We start from the raw sequence: 24,418 nt of genomic DNA, 5'->3' as shown, positions 1-24,418 counted from the left end.
TTTTGCCGATAGCTCCTATTACGCATGAGTGAAGAACTGGAGTCTTACGCGTTTCTGGGGACGGAGGAACGTCAAGAAGCTGCGCCCTTTGTTATTCCAATTGGAACTCAGCCCGAGAAACGTGGCGATGGGCTGCCGACCCCAACGCCGCCCGGGACAATGGAAGAGACGGGCATCGCTGAGAGCACCGTCGAGCAATTGATTCTGAAGCAGCTCTATTTCAAGGGCGAGGCGCTGGGGCGGGACATCTCGAATGCGCTGGGATTCAAGTACAGCGTGATCGAGTCGCTGATGGAGACCCTGAAGCGCAACCATTTGATCCAGGCCAAGCGTTCGATGGGCATGGGCAACATGTCGAGCGTCTTTATCCTCTCTGAGGCGGGGCGCAAGCTCGCCCTGCAGTATCTTGAGGTCAATACCTACGCGGGCACGGCTCCGGTGAGTCTGGATGAATACTGTGAGCTGGTTCGCTTGCAGCGTCTGGAACCGGGCTGGCTGAATCGCGAAGCATTGAATCTGGCTTACCGGCACATGGTGGTGAGCGATGACATTCTGAGCCAGATCGGGCCAGCCGTCAACTCCGGCAAGAGCTTCCTCATCTATGGACAACCTGGGAATGGAAAGACCTTCCTGGCCGAGGCACTGTTCAATATCCAGACGACGCCGATCTATCTGCCCTATGCGATCGAATGCCAGGGACAGATCATCCAGGTCTACGATCCGCTGTATCACCAGCCGCTGGACCAGGCGACGGATAGCCTGTCGATTCTTGCTTCTGCGGTGAGCGATAGCTTCAGTTATGACAAGCGCTACTTCCGGACCAAGCGGCCTTTCATCACCACCGGAGGCGAACTGGCGCTGGAGAATCTCGATTTGAGTTTCAACAAGGCCAGCAAAATCTATGATGCCCCGTTCCAGATCAAAGCGAACAATGGCATCTACCTGATCGATGACTTTGGGCGGCAGCGCGTGACTCCCGCCGAAGTGCTGAACCGCTGGATTGTGCCGATGGAACGGCGCATCGACTATTTGAACTTTCAGCAGGGTGGCAAGATCACCGTGCCGTTTGAGTGCTTCCTGGTGTTCTCGACGAATCTGAATCCGGATCAGTTGGGAGATGAAGCCTTCCTGCGCCGCATCCAGTACAAGATGTACCTGAAGAGCCCGAGCGAGGCGGAATACGCCGAGATCTTCGAGCAGTTCTGTAAGAAGATCGAGATTCCATTTGGTCCAAACCTGATTGGGAAGTTCTTGACGAAGTACTACCGCAGTGGACGGAAGAAGATGCGGCGCTGCCACCCGCGAGATGTGATCACGCACGCAGCGGATCACATCAAGTTCGAGCGGCTGCCCTGGGTGTTGACCGAGGAAGTGCTCGATCATGCTTTCGCCAGTTGCTTTACGACCGTGAACGCGTTTGAAGACTAATCTTCACGGAAACGTTTGATCATTGCGGCTTCGATTTCTGCCCAGGACATTCCGGCAGAAGATGGGGACGCTTGTTGGCGGAGCTGCACGTGGACGGTGTCCTTCATCGTTTTCCAGTTGGCTCCGGCGTCAAGGCCCAGTTTCACCGCCTCTTCGGCATAGACCCGGTACCCCGGGTGCTTCGCGTCCCAAATGGCTTCGTTTTGGGAACCGGTGACATAGCAATCGACGGCTTCGCCCCACTGGTGCCAGCTCTGGCCCGGGAGCGCATTGGTGAGCAGCGGACCTGCCTTGGGGGGCGCCTGTAACAGACTGGCCAGCCAGGGGGCGCCGGCGGCGCGGAGTTTCGATGCCTCGGCGGCGATTGTCGGTGCGGAGCGGCTTTGGCACCAGAGTTGGGCTTGGATGAAGGGGGAACGGATCGTGAAAAAGGGTTGCATCCGGACGCCCCGTGCCTCGCAGGCGGCGAGGAGCGCGTCGATTTTGGATCGAAATTCGGGTGTCAGATCGTCAAGGTTTCTCGAGTCGGCTGTACTTTTCAACGGATTGGCTTCGTTTCGTCTGAACTAAAAGCGCCGGACATTCTCCGTGGGACACGGGTGCTGGCTCATAGAATTGAAGCTATTTTCTGTGCGAGTGCTCTTGTCGGTGTGTGGCCTCTATGTTGCTGAGAATGGGGGAGAAATAAAAATAAAAATACTGTGACTGTATTTTGTTGAATTGCTGTCACTGATTTTTAGGATTTATTTCTCTTTTGTTTTCAGGGCGATCCGTTTTGAGTGGGGCGGAATCGGCTTTTCGGGTGGGTAGCTTGGGATCGGAGATTTTGTTGACCCAAGGAAAGCGCCATGCCCGAAACCATCTATAAGCTGCAGCCGAACCGCACCATGCACCTGCGGGGCTTTGATTCCTTTGGAGCGGCGGCCGCCATGCACCATGCCACGGCCAACTCCTTTGCCGTGAGCGGGGTGTTTCGCGATGCCGCTGACTTTGCGGTTCTCATCCTCTACGATGCGGACAACTTCTACGAACATCCGCGGCTGAAGTATCTGCCGGATTTTGACTTTGAGGGGCTGACCCTCCAGTTCGATGTGCAGTATGAAGGGCTGCGGCCGCTCGATTCTCCCCGCTATGCGACGATCGATTGGCCTTATCTCGATGTCATTCGTGAGGACCATACGACCGGGCGGGTGCGCTTGAGTGAGCATGCGACGCTGGTTTCGGGTACGCCGGAGAAGGCATCGGCCGTTTTCACGATTGTGGACGACGGCTTGAAGGAGTACGATCGCCTGACGCTCTGGTTTCAGAACTTCGCCTTTGATTATGTGGTGCCGAAGGTGGAGTGCGCCTATGCATTTGCGGGCGCGGGAGCAGGCACCGTGCACCGGATCACGATTGGGACGACGGATTACGTGTACACCGAAACGCTGAGCGATACGACCACCAGTATTGTGATCGCGCTGGCGGCGCTGGTGAACGCGTCGCCGGAGTTGCAGGCGACCATCGATCCGCCCTGGCAGTTGAACCTGCGGGCGAAGATCGATAATGAGGCGGAGATCGAGGTGTCGAGTTCCGCCTCGCTGCTGACGCATACGCTGTACGGGATTGGACCGCATGCGGTGGCGGCGAACTTGGCCTGGCAGATCAATAGCGTCGATTGGACGGGGCTCGCGATTGCGCTACCGATCGAGGCGACGGTGTCCGGGGCGGCGTTGACGGTGCGTTGCGCAAAGCCGGGCGTGGATGGCAATGCGATCTCGATGTATTCGGTGGCGAAGAACCCGCGGCTGCGCACCGAGGCGTTGCGGCAGTTCAGCGGCGGGTCGTCTGATGGAATCTGGCGCGTGAGTTTGGACTTTACGGCGTTAGGCATTGGGAGCGTCCGGCAGATGTGGTTTACCTATGCACCGCCGCTGGCGGAAGCGGCTGTGCTGCCGGCGACGGAGTGGCAGGCGACTTATACGAACTGGAATCTGTCGGGGGACTTGGCGAAGCGGCAGTTGTTGGTGGCTGGACTTGATTCCGTGCGTGTCGAAGAGAACTCTTCGTGGTGCAAGTACACCAGGAAGTGGCGTCAGGTGGAGGGGTTCTACTCGGGAGCTTTTGCGATGCGGACGAAGAGGTGCGGGGCTCAGGTCGAGGTTTCCTATAGCTGCAATTCAACACACAATCTGTATCTGGGGACAACCTTGTTTCACGATCGGGGTAGAGTGCGAGCGAGTCTCGATGAGGATGAGGCGACCACTCACAATCTTGCCGTGAGTGCCGAGGCTCCGATTTATACACGGCGAAAATTGCGGAGTGGCGTCGCGGCAGGGCGGCATCGGGTGGTCCTCACGCTCGAGAATCATGCCATTTTTGATTTCGATTTTCTGGAGGCCGCGGTGGCTACCGATGTTCCGGACCCTCTGCCGGTTCGGACGCATGTTTCTCCGGCGCTGGATTATTCGACCGACCACACCTACAAACTGCCGCCACAGCGCATCCACTGGATCTTCGATCAGCTTGGCTTTGCAGGCCCGATGAATGAGTATGTTGGCGTGTTTTGGTGGAATCAGCGGCAACGGGTGGGGGCGATGGTGCCCTCGGCAACCGTCACTTTGAGCGGAAGCTTTGCCGAAGGGGATCAGATCATCCTGTGGATTGGCGGGAGCCCGATCGGCAAGACCGTCTTTGCGAATGAGACAAACGAGATTCTCGCGCAACACTTTGCTTCTTTCATCAACACGACGCTGGTGGGTGTGTACGCGGAGGTGGACGAGGCGACGCTGAGGATTACGAATCGCTCTCCCACGCCTGCCTACTCTTTCACGTTGACGAAGGAGTTGGAGTTGGGAGGCAGCTCAACTGGCGTGGTGAGTCTCGATGGATCTTTGACCGGCGGCACACCCGGCAAATGGGAGATCGATCTGAGCCAAAGCCCACCGCTGAACCGGGCGGCTCGCGATTGGCATGCGGACTTTTTCGGGGAAGCGGCGGCGCGCGCGCGGGATGTGGTCGTGGCCTGCTCGATGGAACTGGTGCATCCACCGAGCGGATTTGCGGCGAGATACCCAGACGGACAAGAGGTGATCACCGATGTGGGCTTTGCGAGTTTGAGTTCAACGCATTGCGCGTTCAATAGCAATATGCGCAACTACCAACAGGAGGTGTATCTGCAGTTGGCGGACTTGCAGGCTGAGGCAGGGCTGGTGCCGTACTTACAGTTTGGAGAGTTTCTGTGGTGGTTCTTTACGAATGAGACGGCGGAGAACCCGGACGGCGGGATGGGCTTTTACGATGAGGAGACGGCGGCGTTGGCGGCGGCTACCTTGGGGCGACCGCTGCATGTGTTCCGGAAGCCGACCGATTTGCCAACTGTAAATGATGGCGCCGATGCGAGCTTCTTGCGGGATCGTTTGCGGGACCACATTGCGGCATTGCGGGTTCATGTATCAGCGGCGCACTCCAATGCGCGGTTTGAGCTGCTGTATCCCTATGACGTCAATCATCCGACTCCGGCGGGCGTGCACAACTTGGGCGGCGCGCTGAACTACTTTGTGAACTTGCCTACCGAGTTCCTGATGAAGCCGGGCAGTGGCCTGGACAGCTTCAAGATGGAGGCCTTGGACTTTGGAGCCTGGTCGCGTTCGCTGGACCTGAGCCGTCTGGCGATTGAGTTCCCGATTGGACTTGGGTGGCCGAAGGATTCCTTACGCTATCTGGTCCCTGTGTTTCGCGGCGGAAGCGCCTGGCAGAAGGAGTATCTGGACGCCAAGGGCATGGGGATTCCAGTGATTCACTTCTGGGCCTTCGACCACTTCAATCTGTATAACCTTGATTGCCGCGAGCCGGAGAAGTTTGCCACTCTTAGCGGAGGACGCTGAGGATGAACTCTTCGGCCTTGGGGTCTGTCGAGCGCGCGAGCCAGAACATTGCTTTCTTCTGGCGTTTTGCATTCTTGCTGTCGCGAATCATCGCAATCAGGGTGGGGACGGCGAGCGGGTCTTTGTGGAGTGAGATGGCGTGGATACCGCTGTCGTCTTCGCGCTTGGCGAGATAGTGAATGCTGGCGGCAGGGCTGATGTTGGGGAGCATGATGAGTTTCTGCGAGCCGGTGTCAATCACGCAATCTTCACTGGCGAGCAGCATCTTGCTGCCGTTGAAGAGGATCTTCATCGTACGCGGGCCGTCGAGCATCAGCTTGGATTGGTAGGTGTGGATGCTGCTGTTGTTACCATTCCAGTTGCTGCAAATGGTTCCACGACCAGACTGCATGGGAACCTCATAGCCGACCCATGTTTCCGGGGGCGCGGCGGCGATGGCCGCGCCCAAATCCTGACCGTTTACTGTTGCGACGAAGGTGATCAGGAGGAGCCATTTCATTTGAGGATCTCCATCATAAAGTCTGTCGCTTCTTTGCTGTTCATCATGCTGAGCGAGCGGAAGGCTTCCTTCTTCAACTCCGGATCTTTTTCAGAGCGGGCCACCTGCACGAGTTCCTTGGCGGCTCCGCCGACGAAGAGGCCGTGCATGATCTGCTTCTTCACTTTTAGACTGGTTTCCGTGCCGTAAAGCTGGACCAAATACTCCTTGCCGCCGCTGATGCCGAGCTGGTGGATGGCCTGCGATCGCAGCGATTCGTCGGGTTCGCTCCTGGCCAGAGAGCCGAGACGATCCTTCTCTCCCATGATCATGAAGCTGTGCAGAATTTCCTTCTTGACGGCGAGGTCGCTGGAGCTTTTGTAGACGTCTTCGAGGATGGGGGCATTCTTTTTGCCACCGATACCGAGGCTGTGGATGGCCATCTTTTGCAGCTCGGGATTGCCGGTGCCTTTGGCGATGCGGCCGATCACTTCCTGCGCCTTGCTATTGCTACTTTGGCCCAGAACGAAGAGAGCCTGCTTCTTCAGCCGAGGACTCTTTTGGGAATTTAAGATCTGCTCAAGGAGCGGGATGCTGCGTTCGGGTTCGGCATTCATGAGGCCTTGGATCGCCATCAGCTTGAGGTCTTCGTCGGCCTGCTCTTCAGGGGAGATCTTCTTGCCGGAGGCCTGTTGGATTTCGAGCTGCAGAGCGCGTGCGTCGTCCATCCAGGAACTCTTGCCGAACTTCTGCTGCATGTCGGCGAGCAGCTTCAGCGCCTCGTTACGCTCGCCGAGTTTGTTCTTGATGTAGGCGCTCCAGTACATCGCTGCGTCGGCGCGGGAAGTGGCCGAGTTGATCTCTGTGCGCAACTTGGCAAGTGCGACGTTGTAATCGCGGCTATCGATTCTGGACAGGGCTTCCTGGTAATTCTTTTCGTCCGCAACGTAGCCCAGCAACAGGGCGCCGGTGAGGGTCAATGGCAATAGCAGTTTCATTCTGCGTCTAGCTCCTTGGGTTGTTTCTGTTCGTTTTCGAGAAGGCGCACGCGAAAGAGTAGACCCTGTTCACGAATGCGTGCCTGGAGTGCCGTGGCTTCCTCGCGGTTCATGGATTCGGGGCTGCGAGCGATCTCGACGAGGATTCGTTCGAGTTCTTCGAGCAGTTCCGCTGTTTGGATTTGTCCTGCCTGCACCGCGCTGCGGCGGAGCAGGCGATTGTTGGCAATGAGTTCTTCGGCCCGGCCCCGTGGCAGTTTGTGGCCGATGCTGTTGGTGGTTTCGATCAGCACCATCTTGCTGCGATCGAGGTGCTCGACGGTGGCGGCGCGCAGCATCTTTTCCTGCGGCAGATAGGCAATGGCGGTGATGCCGTCGGGGTCTTTGCTGACCCGTCCGGCGAAGAAGGCAATGGCGAGCGCCGCTGTTGCCAGCACGGGCACGGCAAACCACTTCCAGTTCCAGCTTTTCTTCGCTTCCTGATCGATCTGCCGGGAGACCCGGGCCCAGATGCGATCTTCGAACGCGGCATCGGGCTCAGGGATGATCAACTCTTCATCGTCCTGCTGCATAACGCCTCAATTTCTCCACTGCACGAAAGACACTATGCTTGGCAGCACTGATGCCGATCGCCAGTTTGTCGCTGATTTCGGGAATCGATTGCCCTTCGATGTGGCGCATCAAAAAGGCTTCGCGCTCCTGCTCACTCAGGGTTTGCATGCCGCGCTCCAGTTGCTCGCGCATGCGGCTGCTTTCGAGGAGCCGGTCGGGCTTGGGGGCCGCGTCGGCGTAGTCCGGAACCTCGCCGCCAGTGTCTGCCGTGTGCTTGCGTTTGCGGACCAGATCGAGCGAGCAGTTGGTTGCGATGCGTTGGAGCCAGGTGCCGAAGCTGGCTCGCTCGTCAAAGCGTTCCAAATTTCGATAGGCCCGTAAAAAGCTCTCTTGCACCACATCTTCGCTGTCTCCTTCGTTGCGAGTGATGCGGTAGGCAACCCGGAAGATCATCCGGCTGTGACGATCCACGAGCACCTTGTAGGCACTCTTGTCGCCATTGCGGATCAGACCGATGATCTCGGCGTCAGTCCCCTGCATCTGTCCAATAGACTGACGCATGGGGACGCGGTTAGCCTAATTTTCGAGCAATGTGAGAAATGATGTGATAGCCGACGATGAACTTGAAGGGCGTCTCGCCCATCGTGTAATGACCGCAGGGAAGGATGACCAATTTATGCGGTGCGCCGTGGCTCTTGACGTCGGCGAGGATCTCTTCCGAGTAACGCGGCAAGAAGGTGGTGTCGTAGGTGGTGTAAATAAAGAGGTTTTTCTTCTCTTGCTGCTTGGCAAACTGCGCCATATAGAAGCGGGGACTCATGACGTCCCAGACACCCTGGAGGCGTTCGAGGCTGAGATTCTCCTCGAGACTCTTCTTGATGTGGCGCGTGGAAAGGCCAGTCCAGACGACGTCGCCGAAGCGGGCCGAGCAATGGTTGAAGACATTGACCTTCAGCCGCTTGTCGTAGGCGCTAGCGAGGAAGGAGTAACAGGAGCCGAGACTGGTGCCGACGATGCCGATGTGCTCAATGCCACTTTGTTCGAGCCAATCGACGCAGGCGCGGATGTCGAGAACGGCCTGGCGCGTGGCGTGGATGGTGCGTCCGATATTGGAAGACACGGCGTAGTCGGCGCGGGTGAGCGGCGGCGGCATGCGGCGGTCATGATAGGGCAGACTCAGGCGCAGGGCAGGGATGCCGAGCTTCTGGAAGCCCTGGCAGAGGGCGACATGCTGTTCGGCGTGCGAGTTCCAGTGCGGTAAGACGATGACGGCGCGCTTGCGGCGGTTCTCTTTGCCCTCAGGCATCGGGAACCAGCGGGCTTCGACGAGATTGTTTTCGGGATAGGGCGAATCCACCGGAGAGGTGAAGCGCAGCCATTCGCCGTCGAGCGTGAAATCTTTCGGCGTTGTGTGCTGGAAGAAGTCGCTGCCGTTCTTGATCGCAGCCTGGTTCACTTCGCGGATCCAGGCTTCGGGGTTCTGTCCATCGTAGGCCCGGAGACCCGGCAGATTCAGATCGGTGAGCCATTCCGTACCCCATTCAAAGGGGCGCACCACGCGGTCGGTGGACCGGGTAGCCAGATCGGTCTCCCAGCGATCGAGCCACCGTTCATACTTCGCCTTCAACATCCTTTAAGCTGCCTTCTCCTTCGCGCCGGCAAGCGGCACGTTGTCTTTGACGTGTTCCATTGTGGCCATCTCGGAGATGGCGGCGGTGAGATTCGGGTTGCGCAGATTCCAGAGATAAGCCTTCATCATCGGCTTCAAATCGCCGGGAACCGCGGCGTGCAACTGGTTCATCTGCGCTGCGGGCGTTTCGCGCGGGGCTCGGAAATTGAAGGGCCGGGCGCTCTTCATTGAGATGATGCCCATGCCGGACTGCTTGGCCGCGGCGATTGCGCCACTGACGTAGGGCGAGTTCACCATATTGTAGGCGACCATCGCCACCGAATACATTTTCGTTTTGGCGGCGGCTTCGAGAACGCCGCCGGGGTCTGTGTGCGAGGACAGGCCGAGATGACGGGCCTTGCCAGCCTTCTTCAAGGTCTCGAAAGCCTCGAAGATCTCCGGGTGATTCTGAATTTCGTAAGGTGTATTGGCGCCGTGCGGGCACATCAGCAGATCGAGGTGATCGGTGCCGAGAGTCTGCAGCGACTGGTCGACGCTATCAAGGATGAGCTGCCGGTAATTTTTTGCACGATCGATCTTGCTGCCATACTGCGCGGCCATGACATTGGCGAGCGAGGCCTGGTCGAGTTCATCGCGCTGGCCGTTGAAGTAATTGATGAAGTAGTCGGGCGCGTCCGCCTTGCGGCGGGCAATCTCATCGAGCGCCAGATGGCGCAGGCGCTTCTGTTCGGTGTCGTCGAGGCTCTTGTAGATGTCCTGATAGAGGCGGTTGCGATTGATATCCCAGAGCGAGACTTTGGAGTTCAGGAAGAACTGGTCGCGCTTGCGGATCTTCAGGACCTCGGCGTAACCAAGCTCACTTTGGCCGCCCCCGTAGGCGGGCGCGGTGTCCAGATAATTGAGCCCCATGTCGATCGCGGCGAGCACATGATCGTAGTTTTTCGGAGAGATGGTGTTGCCGCCCATCACGATCTCGCTCACCATGTAGCCGGTGCGGCCCAGCTGCCGGTAGGCCATGCCGGATTGCTGGTTGCGCCACTCACCCTTGGTTTGGGCAGTTGCTGGACTGGCCTTCAGGGCCAGCGCAGACAAGAGCAGGTCGCGACGTCTCATTCTTTCAGTTTAGCTGGCTAACCGGAAGGCAGGTGCCCTGTCTAGGAGTTCTGCGGATCTTCCTGATGCTCCTGATCTCGATGGCGTGTCTGGCACAGCCGAGTCGATTGAACGAAAGAATGCCGGTTTGGCTCAAGGCCTTCCAAGTGACGGGTGTTGGGATTGGATGGATTGAGGATGGCAAGCTGGTGTGGACTGCGTTTTATGGAGACCAGGTGCCGGGCGGGCCGCCAGCGAATGCACGGACACTTTACAACGTTGCTTCCCTGACGAAACCCATTACAGCCGAACTGTTGCTGCGTCTGGCAGCGGCGGGCAGATTATCACTGGACGAACCTATCTCTCCCTATTGGGTGGATGAGGATGTGAAGGACAACCACTGGCATGAATTGCTGACGACGCGCCTTTGCCTGTCTCACCAAAGCGCCTTTCCGAACTGGCGTTACCAAACCAAGAACAAGTTGCAGTTCCAATGGCAGCCAGGCACTGCGTTTGGATACTCTGGCGAGGGTTTTGATTATGCGGCGCACTTTGCGGAGAAGCGTCCAGCAGTATGTGTTCGAGCCCATCGGGATGCACGAGACTTCGTATACGCCTCGGGAATGGTGGAAGGACAGACAGGCGAAGCCGGTGGAGGACGAATCGCGTACGAAGTGGTCCGCGGCGGATCTGCTTCGCTCCACCGTTGCGATTATGCGAAGTTCCTGATCGAGGCGATGCGGCGCGACCCGGAGAGATGGAAGATCACCCGCAATCAGACGACGCGCGAGATGTCTTCGGTGCTTTGCAAAGCAGCGAAAGACCCGAAGCGTTGCAGCGTAGCCAGCGGCTTTGGCCTCGGTTGGCATGTCGTCAAGATCAATGAGGAGATCATCGTCGATCATACCGCTGCGGACAGCGATGTGAAGACCTTTGCCTTCTTTCACCCGAAGCGCAAGTAGGGCGCGGTCATCCTGACAAATGGTCCGAATGTCGGCCATCAGATCATCGATAAGATTCTGAGCGTCCTCTATCCAGACCCCGTGTATGCTCCGACAATTTGGCCTAACTGAGCTGTTCCGAAACTGATTCCCATTCGGCCATCAGTTGCTCGATCGCAGAGCGTTCGAGGTCGGCGGCGCTCGAGACACGAAGACTTTCTTCGGCACTCACGTAATTGCTGAGTTCGGTGTCGAGCTTCGCTAGAGTGCCTTCCCGCGTGGCGATTTCTGCTTCCACTTGCTTCAAGCGATCCTGCAATTGCTTGAGCTTCATCGGATTCACGCGCTTCGAATTGGAAGTCTTCTCTTCGGTGGCGGCGATTTTCTCTACTGGTGCGGCGACGACGGCTTCGGGCTCTATGACGCGAGTTTTTGCGCGCAGATACTCTTCGTAGTTGCCCGGATAGATGTTCACCGTACCATTGGCGACTTCGAAGACTTTCTTGGCCAGTTCGTCGATGAAGTAGCGGTCGTGGCTGACGAAGACGACGGTGCCTTCGTAGTTCTTCAACGCGCCGAGCAGGATGTCTTTGGCGCGCATATCGAGATGGTTGGTGGGCTCGTCGAGCAGCACGAAGTTCGAGGGCTGGGTGAGCAGCTTGCAGATGGCGTAGCGGTTGCGTTCTCCACCGCTCAGCACGCCGATCTTCTTGAAGACATCTTCTTCGCGGAACAGAAAGCAGCCGAGCAGGCCACGGAGTTCGGTTTCGGTCGCCTTCGGAGCAGTGGCGCAGAGGTCATCGAGAAGGATCGAGTCGGGGTCGAGGGCCTTGTATTGATCCTGGGCGAAGTAGTCGAACTCGACGTTGTGGCCGAGCTTGTATTCGCCTGCCGTCAGGCCTTCGAGACCAGTGAGTAGTTTGATGAGCGTCGACTTACCGGCGCCGTTGTGGCCGACCAGCGCAATGCGGTCGCCGCGCTCGATCATGAAGTTGGCGTTCTCAAACACCTTCTTCGAGCCATAGCTCTTGGCGACGTTCTTGAACTCAGCAACGACACGGCCGCTGGGCTTGGGGTCGGGGAACTTGAAGTGGATGATCGGTTCCTCCTCAGGGATCTCGATCATCTCCATCTTTTCGAGCTCGCGCAGACGGCTCTGGGCCTGTTTCGCCTTGGTCGCCTTGGCGCGGAAGCGATCAACGAAGGCTTCGATCTGAGCGACGCGGTCCTGCTGGTTGCGCTGGGCAGCGCGCATTTGCTCGAGTCGCTCTTCCTTCTGCCGCTGGTAGTGCGTGTAGTTGCCCGAATAGATACTAACTTTCTTGTTCCACACCTCGACAATTTTCGAGACGGTGACGTCGAGGAAGTAGCGGTCGTGCGAGATGAGGATGAAGGTGTTCGGGTAGTTGTGGAGGTACTCTTCGAGCCAGTTGCGGGCTTCGAGATCGAGGTGGTTGGTGGGTTCGTCGAGCAGGAGGGCTTCGGGCTTCTCGAGCAGCAACTTCGCGAGCGCGATGCGCATCTGCCAGCCACCGGAGAACTCTTCGCACGGCTTGGCCCACTCGTCCTTGCTGAAGCCAAGGCCGGTGAGGATGGTGCCCACCTGCATGTCGATGGTGTAGCCGTCTTTGGCGCGGAATTCGGCATCGAGACGGGTGAATCGATCGGCCGCGGCAGTGTAGGCTTCGGTGGTGGGATCCAGATCGGACATGTCGTGGAGAGCCGCTTCCATGTCGCGCTCAATCTGCCGGATGGGCTCAAAAACACTGGCGCATTCATTGAAGACGCTGCGGCCCACCATCTTCAAGCCGTCCTGCGGCAGATAGCCGATGCGCATGTTGCGCATGGTGGACATCTCGCCGGAATCGATCTGCTCGATGCCGGCAATGATCTTCATCAACGTGGACTTGCCGGTGCCATTGGCGCCGACCAGGCCGATGCGGTCCTTGGTGCCAATCAACCAATTGACGTCATCAAAAAGGACCTTATGTCCAAAGCGTTTCCCAACTCGACTGAACTGAATCATCTACTGTCTTAACAACACCTGTCCGCCGCGTTGCGCGGTAATTTTGCCGCCATCGACGGCAATCTTTCCATTGACCAGAACGACATCGAAGCCGCTGGAAAACTGATGGGGATTTTCAAAGGTCGCGTTGTCGCGCACCTGTTCGGGATCGAAGATCACGAGGTCTGCCGCATAGCCTTCGCGCAGCAGTCCGCGATCGCGGAAGCCGAAGGTCTGAGCGGGCAGGGAAGTCATCTTGCGCACGGCCTCTTCGAGCGAAAGCAGCTTGCGCAACCGCACATACTCGTTGATGACACGCGCGTTGGTGCCGTAGTTGCGCGGGTGCGGACGCCCGGCGCCCATCGCGACCACGCCGCCGTCGCTGGCGATTGCCGTGTTGCGATAGCGCATGATGCTCGCGACATCATCTTCGCTCATCGCCTTGGTGACGACGCTGACGCCGCCGCGCTGCATCAGATGCAGCACGGTGTCGACGTCTGATTCATGTGATTGCGGCAAGCGGCGCAGCGCGGAGATTTGGCGGATGTTCTTGCCTTCGTAGCTCGGCTCAAAGCTGCAACGGGCGACGGTTGTGTATTCGAAATCGGAATAGCCGCGCTTTGTGTTGAAGTCGAGCGTTTCGTCGAAGATCTTCTTGCGGGTGGCCTTGTCTTGCAGCCGCTCCACTAGCTTCTCCTGCCCGCCGGCGAGCGCCCAGGTGGGCAGCGTCGTTGCGAGGGTGGTGGAGTAGGCGATGTAGGGATATTGATCGACGGTGATGTCGACGCCTGCGAGCCGGTTCTTCTCAATCAGCTCGATCATCTGCGGCGTGTTGCCCCAGAAGGCTTTGGTGTCCTGCTTGAGGTGCGAGATCTGGACCCGCGAGCCAGACTGCCTGCCCACTTCGATCGCCTCTGCGATGGCCTCGAGCACCTTGTCGCCTTCATCGCGCATGTGCGACGCATAGAGTCCGCCGTAACGCGCGGAGACTTGCGCCAGTTCGATCAGCTCGGCGGTGGCTGAGTAGGTGCCGGGTACGTATTCGAGACCGGTGGAGAATCCGACCGCGCCCGCGTCCATGGCCTTCGAGACCAGCGCTTTCATTCGCTCCATTTCGGCCCGAGTCGCCTTGCGGTCTTCCGCCCCGATCACCTCGCGGCGAATGGAATTGTGGCCAATGAGTGTGGCGAGATTGATGCCGATCTTTGCCTGGTTGAGCTTCGAGAAGAAGTCTTTGAGGTCGAGTTCGCTGCCGCCGCAGTTGCCGGTGACGACGCTGGTGACGCCGTCGCGCAGGAAGTTTTCGGCCTGGGGCTGATGGAGGATGCCTCCTTCAGAGTGCGTGTGGACATCGATGAAGCCAGGGGTGACGATGCGGCCTTGGGCTCCAATGGTTTGCGAGGCGGTTTTGCCGGTGAGGTTCCCGATCTTGGCGATCTTGCCGCCACTGATCGCCAGGTCTGCATGGAACCATGGGTTTGCGCTGCCATCGACGATGCGCGCTCCACGGATGATGAGGTCGTAATCGGCGGCAAAGGCAGAGATCGCGAGAAGGCTGGAGGCGAGGAGTCTAGCCATGCCGTGTCAGTTCACGAAAAAGTCGAAGCTGCGTGCGAGATAGGGGCGAAGATCCTGACGGGAGACGATGGCGTCGAGAAAGCCGTGGGCCACCAGAAATTCGCTGCGCTGGAAACCTTCGGGTAGTTTCTGGCGGATGGTCTGCTCGATGACGCGCGGGCCGGCAAAGCCGATGAGCGCGCCGGGTTCGGCAATATTCAGATCGCCCAGCATGGCAAAGGAGGCGGTGACGCCGCCCGTGGTGGGGTCGGTGAGGATGCTGATGTAGGGGATGGACGCCTCGTCCAGACGCATCAGGGCGCTCGAAATCTTCGCCATCTGCATCAGGCTGACGGCGCCTTCCTGCATGCGCGCGCCACCGGTGGCGCTGACCACAACCAGCGGCTGCCGGCCTGCGAGCGAGCGCTCGACGGCCCGGGTGATCTTTTCTCCCACCACGGCGCCCATGCTGCCGCCAATGAACTTCAGCTCCATGGCGCAGGCGTTAACTGTGTGTGTGCCGATACGGCCCTGGCCGCTGAGGACAGCGTCCTTACTGCCGGTGCTCTCCTGCATGGCCTTGAGCCGGGCCTTATAGGGCTTCGAATCGGAGAAGGTCATCGGATCGGTGGAGACCAGATCGGCGTCAAACTCCGTCCAGACCTTGTCGAAGAGGAGATTCATCCGCTCTCGTGCATCGATGCGGAAGTGATAGTTGCATTTGCTGCAAACGTTATGATTCTCTTCAAGATCCTGCCGGAAGATGATCTGCTTGCAGCCTTCGCATTTGACCCATAGGCCTTCGGTGCGTACCGTGCGATCGGCATCGCTTGGGGTATCGACGCCGGGCTTGTCGCGCTTAAACCAAGACATGAACTTTCAGTTTAGCGGGGATAGGGATGCCCGCGCAGGGTGGCGAAGGCGCGATAGATCTGTTCGGCCAACATTGCCCGGGCCAGTTCGTGCGGAAAGGTCATTGGTGACAGCGATAAAAGCAGGTCGGCTTTGGGCTTCCAGGCGGGCGGAAGACCGTCGTGGCCGCCAATCAGGAAGACGATATCGCGGGAGAGACGTTCGGCATCGGCGGTGAATTCGATGAAACGGGCGGAATCCCAATTTTTGCCAGCCGGGTCGAGGAAGACTTTGTGGGCGGCAGAGTGTTTGGCGAAGAGGTCGTAGCGGCCGGGGTGGATCTCGCGCATGGAGACGGTGGCCCAGCGGCCGGTGCGCTTCAGGAATTCTTCTGCCATCGCGTTGGAGTGTTCGTCGCGAGCTTTGCCAATGTAGAGCAGATCAAGGCGCATCATCGTTACTATAAAGAGTCAGCCCATGGCATTGGAACTCAGCATTCGCACGCAGGACGGAGCAACTCGTAATTTCCCTCTTCAGGGAGCACTGGTTGGCTTAGGCCGTGCGACCACCAATGAGCTTTGTTATGCGGAAGATTTTGGGCTTTCGCGCCAACATCTGAGCTTTGAGAAGATTGATGGCGTCTGGCATGTCCGGGACTTGGGGAGCAAGAACGGGACGACTGTGAACGGGTTTCGCATCGCCAACTCGACTCCTTTGGCCAACGGCGACATCATTCATGCCGGGCATCTGCAAATCAGCTTTGGCGGCGAGGATGAGCCCGCTGCGATCAACCAGACGGTGATGTTTGTCGAGCATGCCGATGTCGAATCGGCGCCGGCCAATACCGTGGTTTCGAGCCTGAAGGACGTCACTCCGGCGCAATCGATGTCGAATGAGCGGCACGCCGCGGCGCTGGTGCGGGCTGGCCGGGAGCTGGCCGGGCACCGGGATCTGAGCGAACTCTTCCAGTTGATTCTCGATCTTTCGGTGGAAGCGGTGGGGGGCTCGCGAGGTGTATTGATGACCCTCGAAGGCGAGGTGCTCGAGCCGCGGGCGAATCGCGGAGAAGGCTTTCGCATCTCAAAGACGATTCGCGACCAGGTGATTCGCGATAAGAATTCGCTGCTGGTTTTGGACACGACGATGGATGAGGTGTTCAAGATGCAGGCCAGCATCGTGATGCAGCGCGTGCGCAGCTTCATGGCCGTGCCGCTGCAGACGAATGAGAAGGTGATCGGGCTGTTGTATATCGATATGCCAGATATCACGCGTGAGTTCTCGAAAGAGGATTTGAGTCTGCTGACCGTCATGTCGAATGTGGCCGCGATCCGGATTGAGCATGCCCGCCTGAACGAGGTGGAAGCCCAGGAACGGATGATGGCCAAGGAGCTTTCGCAAGCGGGCGAGATCCAGCGCAGTCTGCTGCCCACACGGCCGCCCGTGGTGCCGGGCATGGATGTGGCGGGCTTGAATCTGCCCTGCCGTACGGTGGGCGGTGACTACTACGATTTCTTTCAGCTCTCGGACGGCAAGGTTGCGATTGCGGTGGGCGACGTCGCTGGCAAGGGGATGCCGGCGGCGATGTTGATGTCGAGCTTGCAGGCGCGCTTGCAGATTCTGGTAGAGACCGACGAGAATCCGGCGAGCATCGTCACGCGCCTGAATCGCAGCATCTCCCCGAATTGCCCGGACAATCGCTTCATCACTTTCTTTCTCGCGATTCTCGATCCGGCGAGCGGCGAGATTCGCTATTGCAATGCCGGCCACAATCCGCCGCTGCTGGTGAAGGCGAGCGGCTTGACGGAGAGGCTCGAAGGCGGCGGCATCATTCTGGGGATCCTGCCCACCGCCCAGTACACCGAGCACCGCAGCGCCATCCACAAGGGCGACACGCTGGTGATGTACAGCGACGGAGTAAGCGAGGCGATGCCGACGGGTGTCGATGAGGAATTTGGCGAGATGCGGATCTCGATGGCGATTCTGAACCGCTCGAGCCAGAGCGCGCTGCACATGATCGAAGGGGTGATGCAAGACCTCCATAGTTGGTGCGCCGGAGCTCCTTATGCGGATGATGTCACCTTAGTGATTGCCAAGAAGCCTTAGCTTGCGCTAACGTCTTTCTCAGCACATGTTTCCCTTTGGGGTCAGCGTATTCTTTCCTGCTTTTAATGATGCACCGTCCTTGCCTGAGTTAATTGGCAAGACCTTCCGTGTGTTGGCAGCCAATGTTGTTGATTATGAAGTAATTGTCATTAATGACGGCAGTGCGGATTGTACCGGCGCGGTGCTTGAGGAGTTAGTTTCTCTTCATGGTCCTCGGCTGCGTATTGTGACGCATCCGGTGAATCGCGGCTACGGCGCGGCGCTGCGGAGCGGCTTTGCGGCGGCGACGAAAGAGTTTGTCTTTTATACCGACGGCGATGGGCAATACGATGTCGGTGAGATGACAAAGCTGTTTCCGTTGATGCGGCCGGGAGTGTCCTTTGTCAACGGCTACAAATTAGAACGCAACGATCCCTGGCATCGCATTGTGATCGGCAAAGCGTATAACCAGTTTGCGCGTTTCTTATTTGGCGTTCATCTTCGCGATATCGATTGTGACTTTCGCTTCATCCGGCGGAGTTTGCTGGCGGACTTAGAGTCGACCTCGGGGACGGTCTGTGTCGAACTGGTTCGCAAGCTGGAACTGTGTGGCATGGAGGTGGCGGAGGTGGGAGTCCATCACTATCCGCGCCAGCATGGCAGGAGCCAGTTTTTTAGGATTCGAAGCCTCATGACGACCTTCTACCAGTTGTTCCGGCTGTGGTGGTGGTTGCTGGTGATGCCTCGGCTGGGAATGAAGCGGGCCGATGCGCATTCCAATAGTTAATCTGAAGCCGGCGATCGAAGAAACGCGCGCCGCCTGGGAAGCGAATCTGGCTGCGCTGTATGAGCGCGGCGTGTTTATTCTGGGGCCGGAATTGGAGCGCTTTGAGAGGGATCTCGCAAAGAGTCTGGGCGCGGTGGATGCGGTGGGGGTGAGTTCCGGGTCGAGCGCGATTGAGCTATGTCTGCGCGATGCCGGGGTGACGAGCGCGAAGCAGCAGGTGATTGTGCCGGCGCTGACGGCGCCCTTTAGTGCGGTTGCGGTGCTGGCTGCCGGGGCGACGCCGCGCTTTGCCGATATTGACCTTGAGACTTTGCAGGTGGACCCGAAGGACATCGCTGATCGCATCGGCTCAAAGACCGCCGCCTTGCTGCCGGTGCATCTGTATGGGCAGCCGTGCGCGATCGGGAAGATCGCGAAGCTCGCGAAACAGGCAAAGCTGAAGCTGGTGCAGGATGCTTGCCAGGCGCATGGCGCGATGCCTTTTACCGAATATGGGAACTACGTGGCTTTGAGCTTTTACCCGACCAAGAATCTGGGTTGTCTGGGGGACGGTGGTGCGATTCTGACGGCGAAGGAGAGCGTGGCGCAGCGCTTGCGCCAGGCGCGCGATGGCGGGCGGGGTCCGAATCAGGTGGCCGTTGTCCCTGGCATCAATGCCCGTCTTGACGAGATGCAGTGCTGTTATCTGAACGCGTTTCTGCCGCAACTCGAGGTCTGGAATGAGAAGCGGCGCCGGCTGGCGGCGATCTACGATGAGATGTTGCGCGGCCTGGCGGGTGTGCAGTTGTTGCGCCGCGCGGCGAACAGCGTTTGCCACCTGTATGTGATCCGCGCCGAGCGCCGGGATCGCTTGCGGGAGCATCTGACACAAGCGGGAATTGGCGCGGGGATTCATTATCCGGTGCCGTTGCATCTGCATCCGGCCTTCTCCGGGGCCAAGCAGAAGAAGGGCGATCTGCCGCATGCGGAACGCGCGGCGCGCGAGATTCTGTCCCTGCCGCTTTGGCCGCAGTTGCCGGAAGATCAGGTGCGGGAGACGGCCGAAGCGGTAATCGGCTTCTACAAGCAATGAGCCTTGCCGCCTATCAAGGAATGCGGGTGCTGGTGACTGGGGGACTGGGCTTCATCGGCAGCAATCTTGCGTTGCGCCTGGAAGAATTGGGCGCTTCGGTGACGGTGGTGGACTCGCTGGTTGCGGGCTGTGGCGGCAACCGGGCGAATCTAGCGGGCAGCGGAGTGCGGGTGATCGAAGCGGATCTGAGCGAGCCAGCGGCAATCGAAGAGGCGCTCGCGCGGGCGCAGGTGGTGTTCAATCTGGCGGGCGAGATCAGTCACATCCATTCGATGGAGTATCCGGAGCGGGACCTGCACCTCAATACGCTGTCGCAGTTGAGGTTTCTCGATGCTTGCCGCCGGGTGAATCGCGGGGTGCGCATTGTCTATGCCGGAACGCGCCAGACCTTTGGACGGCCCCGCTACCTTCCTGTCGACGAGCAGCATCCGATCCGTCCGATCGACTTCAACGGCGTCCACAAGTACGCCGCGACGATGTACCACCTGATGATGAGCGAACTGGGCGAACTCGACGCGATGGTGCTGCTGCTCACTAATGTGTACGGTCCGCGGATGAGCTTGAATATCGCGGGGCAAGGCTTTCTGGGTGTCTTCTTTCGGAAGGCGTTGTTGGGCGAGCCACTGGCGGTCTATGGGGATGGCGAGCAACTGCGGGACCCGGTTTATGTCGATGATGTTGCGGAGGCTTTTTTGCTGGCCGGGGTCGCCCATGGTTGTGTCGAACGGGAGTACAACATCGGTGGCGCGGAGCCATTGATGCTGCGCGAGATTGCGGAAGAGATTGGCGGCGAGGCGCGGCGGGTTCCGTTTCCGGCGCATCTGCAGCCGATCGATATCGGAAGCTACTACACCGACAGCCGGAGGGCGGAGCGAGTGCTCGGCTGGCGTCCGCGGACGAGCTTTGGCGAGGGAGTACGGCGGACGATGGACTTTTATCGATTGTGGTTTGCGGCCTATCTCGACCCGCAAGAGGAGCTGCGCCGCGAGTTGCCGGAGCATGCCGGCATCCGCCGCCGGCTGGAATTCACCATAAGCCGATGAATCCAGCAGAGTTTCAGAACATCGCCGCCGCCGAGCAGGAGATGTGGTGGTTTGCGGGGATGCGCCAGATCCTCGAGGCCTGGATCGCCCGCTTACCGGGAGATCGATTGACCGACGTCCTTGAGGCGGGTTGCGGCACCGGCTATCTGTCGCAATGGTTGGCGCGGCGTTATGGCTGGCGCATGTTTCCGGTGGATCTCGATGAGGCGGGCCTGCGCTATGGCTTGGAGGCGGGCCTGCCCCGGCTGGTGCAGACCGATATCGCGCGGCTGCCGTATCGCGATGCGTGTTTTGACGGCCTGGTGTCCCTTGATGTTCTTGTACATTTTCCAAGGGGTGGCGAGCGCGAGGCGCTCCGGGAGTTTGCCCGGGTGCTGCGGCCCGGGGGCAAACTGATCCTGCGCGTGTCGGCGTTGGATATTTTGAGAAGCCGCCATTCACAATTTGCTGGGGAAAAGCAGCGCTTTGACGCGGCGCGGCTGCGCGGCGTCTTGGAGGAGACGGGGTTTCGGGTGCTCGATCTGAGCGCGGCGAACTCGCTGCTGCTGCCGGTTGCGCTGCTGAAGTTCCGAGTCTGGGAAGAATGGACGCAGCAGGCGCCACGCAGCGGCGTCGAGATGCCAGGCCAGTTGCTGAACCGGCTGCTGCGGCTGCCGCTTGAAATCGAAGCGGGCTGGATCCGGATGGGGGGCCGTTTTCCAATTGGCCAAAGTCTGCTGGTTTTGGCCGAGAAATCATAGGACTCAGGTCGAACCCTAAAGACCCTGAGGCGATTGGCCGATCATGACCTAAGACCGGAGTACGAGAAGTCAGGCTCGTCCGGCATGTTGCCTCATGAAAAAGAACGTCCTCCCCCTGGTGATTATCGCGCTCGTTATCGCGGTGGTGTCGACAGGCATATTCTATGGTTTGATCGTTTCCCGCATGGACGGGTCGGCGAGAACAGCTTCTACTCTTCGTTATGTGGCGGTGAAGGATCTGGAAAAAGGGCATGTGGTGAAGGCTGAGGATTTCCGCCTGAGCGCGGCTCCTGATCCTGGCTCACCGGCGCCCAGTCATCCGGAAGATCTCATCGGACGCAGGCTGACGGAAAATCTTGGCCGTGATGTTGTGCTCACGGAACATGTGCTGACGCCTTCTGCCCAACGAGGGCTGCCGGCCGGCATTCCAGATGGAATGCGCGCGGTCACGCTTCATATCAGTGATTCTTCGAGTGTGGTTCAAATGCTGCATCCCGGCGATAAAGTCGATGTGCAGGCCTTGATCAATCGCAATCGCAACGGAGAAACAGATCTCGAACTCCGCACCCTTCTGCAGAATGCGACGGTGTTCAATATCGTGCCGCCTGAACCGAATCAGAATTTGCAGGGCCGCACGGTCCTCACTGTTTTGAGCTCACCGCAGGATTCCGAACGTCTGAGTGTGGCCGATGCAGGCGCCCGGCTGCGGGTGGTGCTGCGCAATCGGGGCGACGAGAAGATTGTGCCTCTGGGCTCCACCTCGGTGCTGAGCTTGGCCGCGCCTCCGCGGCCTGTGGTGACCACGAAATTCGCGGTGGCTAAGCCTGTTTCCCGGCCCGTAGAGCTGGACTTCCGGTTATTTGAGGTGGCTGCGGACCAAGTGGCTTCGTTTGCGCCCGGGGCAGGGAATGATGCCTTGTCGGTGAAGGTGGGGCAGAATCAGAAAGCGGAAAAATCAACCTTACTGGCCTCATCACGCATGATGGCGGACCGTTCCGGGGAATTTATCTGGAAGGCTGCCGATCTGTCGTCCGTGAAGGTCCGGGTGGAAGCGCTGGACGGACAAACGGATGGGGACGTGCGCCTACGGATCCAGCCGGAATCGAGTTCGACGGACGCGGCCACGCAAAAGGCCGATTCGAAGGTGCAACTGAGCGGAGAGCAGTCCGCGGTGGTGAGCGGCTTTCATGCCGGGCACAAGGGTAGGGGCGGGCAACTCGTGCTGGTGATTACGCCGGTTCGCTCCAAGTAGAGATCCATATGTCGGGTCCATTCCTTCTGCTGCTGATTTTTACCGCGACCTTCGCTTTTGTGGTGGCAGGGCTTTACTTTGCTTCTGGATGGTTCAAAACAGAAGCGTTAGTGGAAGGGGAATCGGACGGCTTTGCGGGGAGAGACGGCGAGCCGCTTCTGTTACGCACAGAGACGGTATCAAGCATCTCTTTCTGGGCGACCTTGCTCGAACGCTTTCGATTTGTGCCGAATTTGAGGCGTCTCATTTCGGAAGCAGGATTGAGTTGGTCCGTCGGGCGCTTCACGGCGATGATGCTGTTGGCCGGCGCGTCGATGGGGGTGATTTTGTCTCGTTTGGCCTGGCTGCCGCTGTTGGGGGTTCTTTGCGGCGCGGTGCTAGCGATGCTAGCGCCCTTCTTTTATGTCAGAAGTAAGCGCCAGAAACGTTTTTTGCTCTTTGAAGAAAACTTCCCTGATGCACTCGACACGCTCGGGCGCGCTATGCGGGCCGGGCATGCACTGGCGGCCGGCATCGAACTGGTGGCCTATGAAGCAGCACAGCCGGTGAGTGGAGAATTCAGAATTGTTCTTGAGGAGTGGAAGCTGGGCCGCAGTTGGGATCAGGCTCTCGATCATTTGGTACAGCGGATCCCTCTGGTGAGCGTCAGCCTGTTTGTGGCTGCCGTACGGATGCAAAGCCGCACAGGCGGCAAGCTGCACGAGATTCTCACACGCATCTCGGAGGGGGTGCGAGATTCCGGGGCGCTGGAGGGCGAGGTCCGCGCGATTTCCGCGCATGGCAAGCTCACTGGCGCCGTGCTGACCGTGCTGCCGATTGGTATTGCAGTCATGCTGCACTCTACTGCACCTGGCTATCTCGATATTCTGAATGACAATCCGGTGGGCCGCTATATGGTGGTGGCTGCTGTGATCCTGTTGATCGCGGCACATTTTGTGATTCGTAAGATTCTCGATATTCGCATTTGAACGCTATGGAAATCCTACTTTTAAGCGGATGCTTCCTGTTTGTACTGCTCGCGGTGCTGGGTGGTGGTTATTGGTTTTTGCGAGAACCGGCTCCAGTGGCCGAGTCTGTGCTCCGGGTGGATTTGAACCAGGATGACGGCCCGATCCGGCAGACTCTCGAAAAGATCGGTAGCATTCTGCCGGCTGCGAATGATCTTGCTCATCCGGTCCGCCGGCGTCTGATCGCGGCAGGCTACCGGGAGCCGGATGCGTTACAGGCTTATTTCGGGATTAAGGCGGTGTCGGCTCTTTTATTCGCCATGCTCTTTCTGCTGCTTGGGGTCGAGCTGGAGGTCGACCTGCTGGCGGCGCTTGTTTTCTCGCTCTGTGGCGCCGGAATTGGCTATCTGATTCCGGATCGTGGCTTGCAGAGTATGGAAGCGAACCGCCGGGGGCGCTTGCGCCAAGCTCTTCCGGCAGCGCTGGACCTTCTGGTGCTGAGTCTGGAGGCTGGGCAGGCGCTCGACAGCGCCATGCTGGAGACCAGCAGGGAATTGCGTCATGTCTATCCGGAACTCAGTGAAGAATTGTCGCTGACTCACCTGGAGATGCGTGCGGGGCAATCGCGTAGCGATGTTCTGGCCCGGTTGGTGATGCGTACGGGTGAACCAGAAGTGAAGAAGCTGACGAATCTACTGCTGGACGGGGATCGATTTGGCGCTTCGCTTGGGCCGGCTTTACGGAATCATGCGAAGTATACGAGATTGCGCCGCCGGCAAGTGGCGCAGGAGCAAGCGCGAAAGACCAGTGTCAAACTGATTTTCCCAGTGTTCTTTCTGATCTTCCCTTGCGTGTTGCTTGTGACCTTAGGACCCGCCTTACTCAGACTGTTGCAAGGAATGAGCCAACTGGCCGGAGGCTAGGTCGTGTCGCTCCTCTCACCGAAATGGTGTCGATAGAGCTGGGACAGGAGGCATAGGCCCTCGCCTACTCAGTGGTCCGGTGTTACAGGTCGAAAATGCTGGACTGCTGCAACGTCCGCGCCGTTTTTCAGTTCTCGATCAGAGGGGGAGCCGATTGAAACATGGTCGGGTAG

22 protein-coding genes are annotated in these 24,418 nt (G+C 58.7%); 11 read left to right on the top strand and 11 right to left on the bottom strand.

Annotation, left to right across the window (positions count from 1 at the left end):
- Nucleotides 1-24 precede the first annotated feature (24 nt).
- On the top strand, nt 25-1,428 hold the full coding sequence (locus M017_RS0100595) for an ATP-binding protein (RefSeq protein ID WP_051669387.1): 1,404 nt from the start codon (nt 25-27) through the stop codon (nt 1,426-1,428).
- Here M017_RS0100595 and M017_RS0100590 read toward each other — a convergent pair.
- A complete protein-coding gene (locus tag M017_RS0100590) occupies nt 1,425-1,970 on the bottom strand; it encodes a M15 family metallopeptidase (RefSeq protein ID WP_031494958.1) in 546 nt (181 codons plus the stop codon). The genes M017_RS0100595 and M017_RS0100590 overlap by 4 nt on opposite strands.
- Before the next feature lie 306 nt (nt 1,971-2,276).
- Here M017_RS0100590 and M017_RS0100585 point away from each other — a divergent pair, with 306 nt between their 5' ends.
- The gene (locus M017_RS0100585) at nt 2,277-5,294 is read left to right on the top strand and encodes a non-contractile tail sheath protein (protein WP_031494956.1); all 3,018 of its coding nucleotides are present in this window, start codon (nt 2,277-2,279) and stop codon (nt 5,292-5,294) included.
- Here the strand turns inward: M017_RS0100585 and M017_RS0100580 are convergent.
- The 6 genes from M017_RS0100580 to M017_RS0100555 are packed head-to-tail and all read right to left on the bottom strand — an operon-like array spanning nt 5,278 to nt 10,065.
- Nucleotides 5,278-5,793, bottom strand: coding sequence for a hypothetical protein (locus M017_RS0100580; RefSeq protein ID WP_031494955.1), 516 nt, complete (start codon nt 5,791-5,793; stop codon nt 5,278-5,280). The genes M017_RS0100585 and M017_RS0100580 overlap by 17 nt on opposite strands.
- Nucleotides 5,790-6,770 carry a HEAT repeat domain-containing protein gene (locus tag M017_RS0100575; RefSeq protein WP_031494954.1) on the bottom strand — a complete coding sequence of 327 codons (981 nt, stop codon included), beginning with the start codon at nt 6,768-6,770 and terminating at the stop codon, nt 5,790-5,792. Before M017_RS0100575 ends, M017_RS0100580 begins: the two co-directional genes overlap by 4 nt.
- Entirely contained in the window at nt 6,767-7,342 is a 576-nt protein-coding gene (locus M017_RS0100570) for a hypothetical protein (protein ID WP_031494952.1), read from the bottom strand. The genes M017_RS0100575 and M017_RS0100570 overlap by 4 nt, the downstream gene beginning before the upstream one ends.
- Nucleotides 7,326-7,883, bottom strand: coding sequence for an RNA polymerase sigma factor (locus tag M017_RS0100565; protein WP_031494950.1), 558 nt, complete (start codon nt 7,881-7,883; stop codon nt 7,326-7,328). Before M017_RS0100565 ends, M017_RS0100570 begins: the two co-directional genes overlap by 17 nt.
- Before the next feature lie 10 nt (nt 7,884-7,893).
- Nucleotides 7,894-8,952, bottom strand: coding sequence for an RcgR family putative quorum lactone hydrolase (locus tag M017_RS0100560; RefSeq protein ID WP_031494948.1), 1,059 nt, complete (start codon nt 8,950-8,952; stop codon nt 7,894-7,896).
- A 3-nt stretch (nt 8,953-8,955) separates the two neighbouring features.
- Nucleotides 8,956-10,065: an aldo/keto reductase gene (locus tag M017_RS0100555; protein ID WP_031494947.1), complete on the bottom strand. Its 1,110-nt coding sequence runs from the start codon at nt 10,063-10,065 to the stop codon at nt 8,956-8,958.
- Between the two features lie 32 nt (nt 10,066-10,097).
- On the opposite strand from M017_RS0100555, the gene M017_RS0100550 reads away from it, so the two are divergent.
- Nucleotides 10,098-11,006, top strand: a complete 909-nt coding sequence (locus tag M017_RS0100550; RefSeq protein ID WP_155121143.1) for a serine hydrolase domain-containing protein — start codon at nt 10,098-10,100, stop codon at nt 11,004-11,006.
- A 103-nt stretch (nt 11,007-11,109) separates the two neighbouring features.
- Here the strand turns inward: M017_RS0100550 and M017_RS0100545 are convergent, their stop codons facing one another.
- From M017_RS0100545 to M017_RS0100530, 4 genes are read right to left on the bottom strand one after another with little or no spacing between them, the layout of a single operon-like run.
- Nucleotides 11,110-13,011 carry an ABC transporter ATP-binding protein gene (locus M017_RS0100545; protein ID WP_031494945.1) on the bottom strand — a complete coding sequence of 634 codons (1,902 nt, stop codon included), beginning with the start codon at nt 13,009-13,011 and terminating at the stop codon, nt 11,110-11,112.
- A complete protein-coding gene (locus M017_RS0100540; RefSeq protein WP_031494943.1) occupies nt 13,012-14,568 on the bottom strand; it encodes an N-acyl-D-amino-acid deacylase family protein in 1,557 nt (518 codons plus the stop codon).
- Nucleotides 14,569-14,574: 6 nt separating this feature from the next.
- Entirely contained in the window at nt 14,575-15,420 is an 846-nt protein-coding gene (accD, locus tag M017_RS0100535) for an acetyl-CoA carboxylase, carboxyltransferase subunit beta (RefSeq protein ID WP_031494941.1), read from the bottom strand.
- Between the two features lie 11 nt (nt 15,421-15,431).
- Nucleotides 15,432-15,854 (bottom strand): 23S rRNA (pseudouridine(1915)-N(3))-methyltransferase RlmH, encoded by a 423-nt coding sequence (locus M017_RS0100530; RefSeq protein WP_238325769.1) that lies wholly within the window; start codon nt 15,852-15,854, stop codon nt 15,432-15,434.
- 22 nt (nt 15,855-15,876) lie between these two features.
- On the opposite strand from M017_RS0100530, the gene M017_RS27230 reads away from it, so the two are divergent.
- The 8 genes from M017_RS27230 (at nt 15,877) to M017_RS0100490 (ending at nt 24,245) form a co-directional block, all read left to right on the top strand.
- Nucleotides 15,877-17,502, top strand: coding sequence for a SpoIIE family protein phosphatase (locus M017_RS27230; protein ID WP_051669386.1), 1,626 nt, complete (start codon nt 15,877-15,879; stop codon nt 17,500-17,502).
- 25 nt (nt 17,503-17,527) lie between these two features.
- Nucleotides 17,528-18,268, top strand: coding sequence for a glycosyltransferase family 2 protein (locus tag M017_RS0100520; protein ID WP_031494936.1), 741 nt, complete (start codon nt 17,528-17,530; stop codon nt 18,266-18,268).
- Nucleotides 18,249-19,340 (top strand): DegT/DnrJ/EryC1/StrS family aminotransferase, encoded by a 1,092-nt coding sequence (locus M017_RS0100515; RefSeq protein ID WP_031494934.1) that lies wholly within the window; start codon nt 18,249-18,251, stop codon nt 19,338-19,340. The genes M017_RS0100520 and M017_RS0100515 overlap by 20 nt, the downstream gene beginning before the upstream one ends.
- Nucleotides 19,337-20,383: an NAD-dependent epimerase/dehydratase family protein gene (locus tag M017_RS0100510; protein WP_051669385.1), complete on the top strand. Its 1,047-nt coding sequence runs from the start codon at nt 19,337-19,339 to the stop codon at nt 20,381-20,383. Before M017_RS0100515 ends, M017_RS0100510 begins: the two co-directional genes overlap by 4 nt.
- Complete coding sequence (locus tag M017_RS0100505; protein WP_031494931.1) at nt 20,380-21,123, top strand: class I SAM-dependent methyltransferase; 744 nt, start codon at nt 20,380-20,382, stop codon at nt 21,121-21,123. The genes M017_RS0100510 and M017_RS0100505 overlap by 4 nt, the downstream gene beginning before the upstream one ends.
- 94 nt (nt 21,124-21,217) lie before the next feature.
- On the top strand, nt 21,218-22,375 hold the full coding sequence (gene cpaB / locus M017_RS0100500) for a Flp pilus assembly protein CpaB (RefSeq protein ID WP_031494930.1): 1,158 nt from the start codon (nt 21,218-21,220) through the stop codon (nt 22,373-22,375).
- Between the two features lie 8 nt (nt 22,376-22,383).
- A complete protein-coding gene (locus M017_RS0100495) occupies nt 22,384-23,343 on the top strand; it encodes a type II secretion system F family protein (protein ID WP_051669384.1) in 960 nt (319 codons plus the stop codon).
- Between the two features lie 5 nt (nt 23,344-23,348).
- A complete protein-coding gene (locus M017_RS0100490) occupies nt 23,349-24,245 on the top strand; it encodes a type II secretion system F family protein (protein ID WP_051669383.1) in 897 nt (298 codons plus the stop codon).
- Nucleotides 24,246-24,418 lie beyond the last annotated feature (173 nt).

Origin of the sequence: Bryobacter aggregatus MPL3 (assembly GCF_000702445.1) — a bacterium.
Taxonomy (GTDB): domain Bacteria; phylum Acidobacteriota; class Terriglobia; order Bryobacterales; family Bryobacteraceae; genus Bryobacter; species Bryobacter aggregatus.
The sequence above is the reverse complement of the archived record's forward strand: the minus strand, read 5'-3'. Positions and strand labels throughout refer to the sequence as shown.

Coding starts and splice junctions, on each gene's coding strand:
- M017_RS0100595 (WP_051669387.1), top strand. CDS start 25: ATGAGTGAAGAACTGGAGTCTTACGCGTTTCTGGGGACGGAGGAACGT.
- M017_RS0100585 (WP_031494956.1), top strand. CDS start 2,277: ATGCCCGAAACCATCTATAAGCTGCAGCCGAACCGCACCATGCACCTG.
- M017_RS0100580 (WP_031494955.1), bottom strand. CDS start 5,793: ATGAAATGGCTCCTCCTGATCACCTTCGTCGCAACAGTAAACGGTCAG.
- M017_RS0100575 (WP_031494954.1), bottom strand. CDS start 6,770: ATGAAACTGCTATTGCCATTGACCCTCACCGGCGCCCTGTTGCTGGGC.
- M017_RS0100570 (WP_031494952.1), bottom strand. CDS start 7,342: ATGCAGCAGGACGATGAAGAGTTGATCATCCCTGAGCCCGATGCCGCG.
- M017_RS0100565 (WP_031494950.1), bottom strand. CDS start 7,883: ATGCGTCAGTCTATTGGACAGATGCAGGGGACTGACGCCGAGATCATC.
- M017_RS0100560 (WP_031494948.1), bottom strand. CDS start 8,952: ATGTTGAAGGCGAAGTATGAACGGTGGCTCGATCGCTGGGAGACCGAT.
- M017_RS0100555 (WP_031494947.1), bottom strand. CDS start 10,065: ATGAGACGTCGCGACCTGCTCTTGTCTGCGCTGGCCCTGAAGGCCAGT.
- M017_RS0100545 (WP_031494945.1), bottom strand. CDS start 13,011: ATGATTCAGTTCAGTCGAGTTGGGAAACGCTTTGGACATAAGGTCCTT.
- M017_RS0100540 (WP_031494943.1), bottom strand. CDS start 14,568: ATGGCTAGACTCCTCGCCTCCAGCCTTCTCGCGATCTCTGCCTTTGCC.
- accD (WP_031494941.1), bottom strand. CDS start 15,420: ATGTCTTGGTTTAAGCGCGACAAGCCCGGCGTCGATACCCCAAGCGAT.
- M017_RS0100530 (WP_238325769.1), bottom strand. CDS start 15,854: ATGATGCGCCTTGATCTGCTCTACATTGGCAAAGCTCGCGACGAACAC.
- M017_RS27230 (WP_051669386.1), top strand. CDS start 15,877: ATGGCATTGGAACTCAGCATTCGCACGCAGGACGGAGCAACTCGTAAT.
- M017_RS0100520 (WP_031494936.1), top strand. CDS start 17,528: ATGTTTCCCTTTGGGGTCAGCGTATTCTTTCCTGCTTTTAATGATGCA.
- M017_RS0100515 (WP_031494934.1), top strand. CDS start 18,249: ATGCGCATTCCAATAGTTAATCTGAAGCCGGCGATCGAAGAAACGCGC.
- M017_RS0100510 (WP_051669385.1), top strand. CDS start 19,337: ATGAGCCTTGCCGCCTATCAAGGAATGCGGGTGCTGGTGACTGGGGGA.
- M017_RS0100505 (WP_031494931.1), top strand. CDS start 20,380: ATGAATCCAGCAGAGTTTCAGAACATCGCCGCCGCCGAGCAGGAGATG.
- cpaB (WP_031494930.1), top strand. CDS start 21,218: ATGAAAAAGAACGTCCTCCCCCTGGTGATTATCGCGCTCGTTATCGCG.
- M017_RS0100495 (WP_051669384.1), top strand. CDS start 22,384: ATGTCGGGTCCATTCCTTCTGCTGCTGATTTTTACCGCGACCTTCGCT.
- M017_RS0100490 (WP_051669383.1), top strand. CDS start 23,349: ATGGAAATCCTACTTTTAAGCGGATGCTTCCTGTTTGTACTGCTCGCG.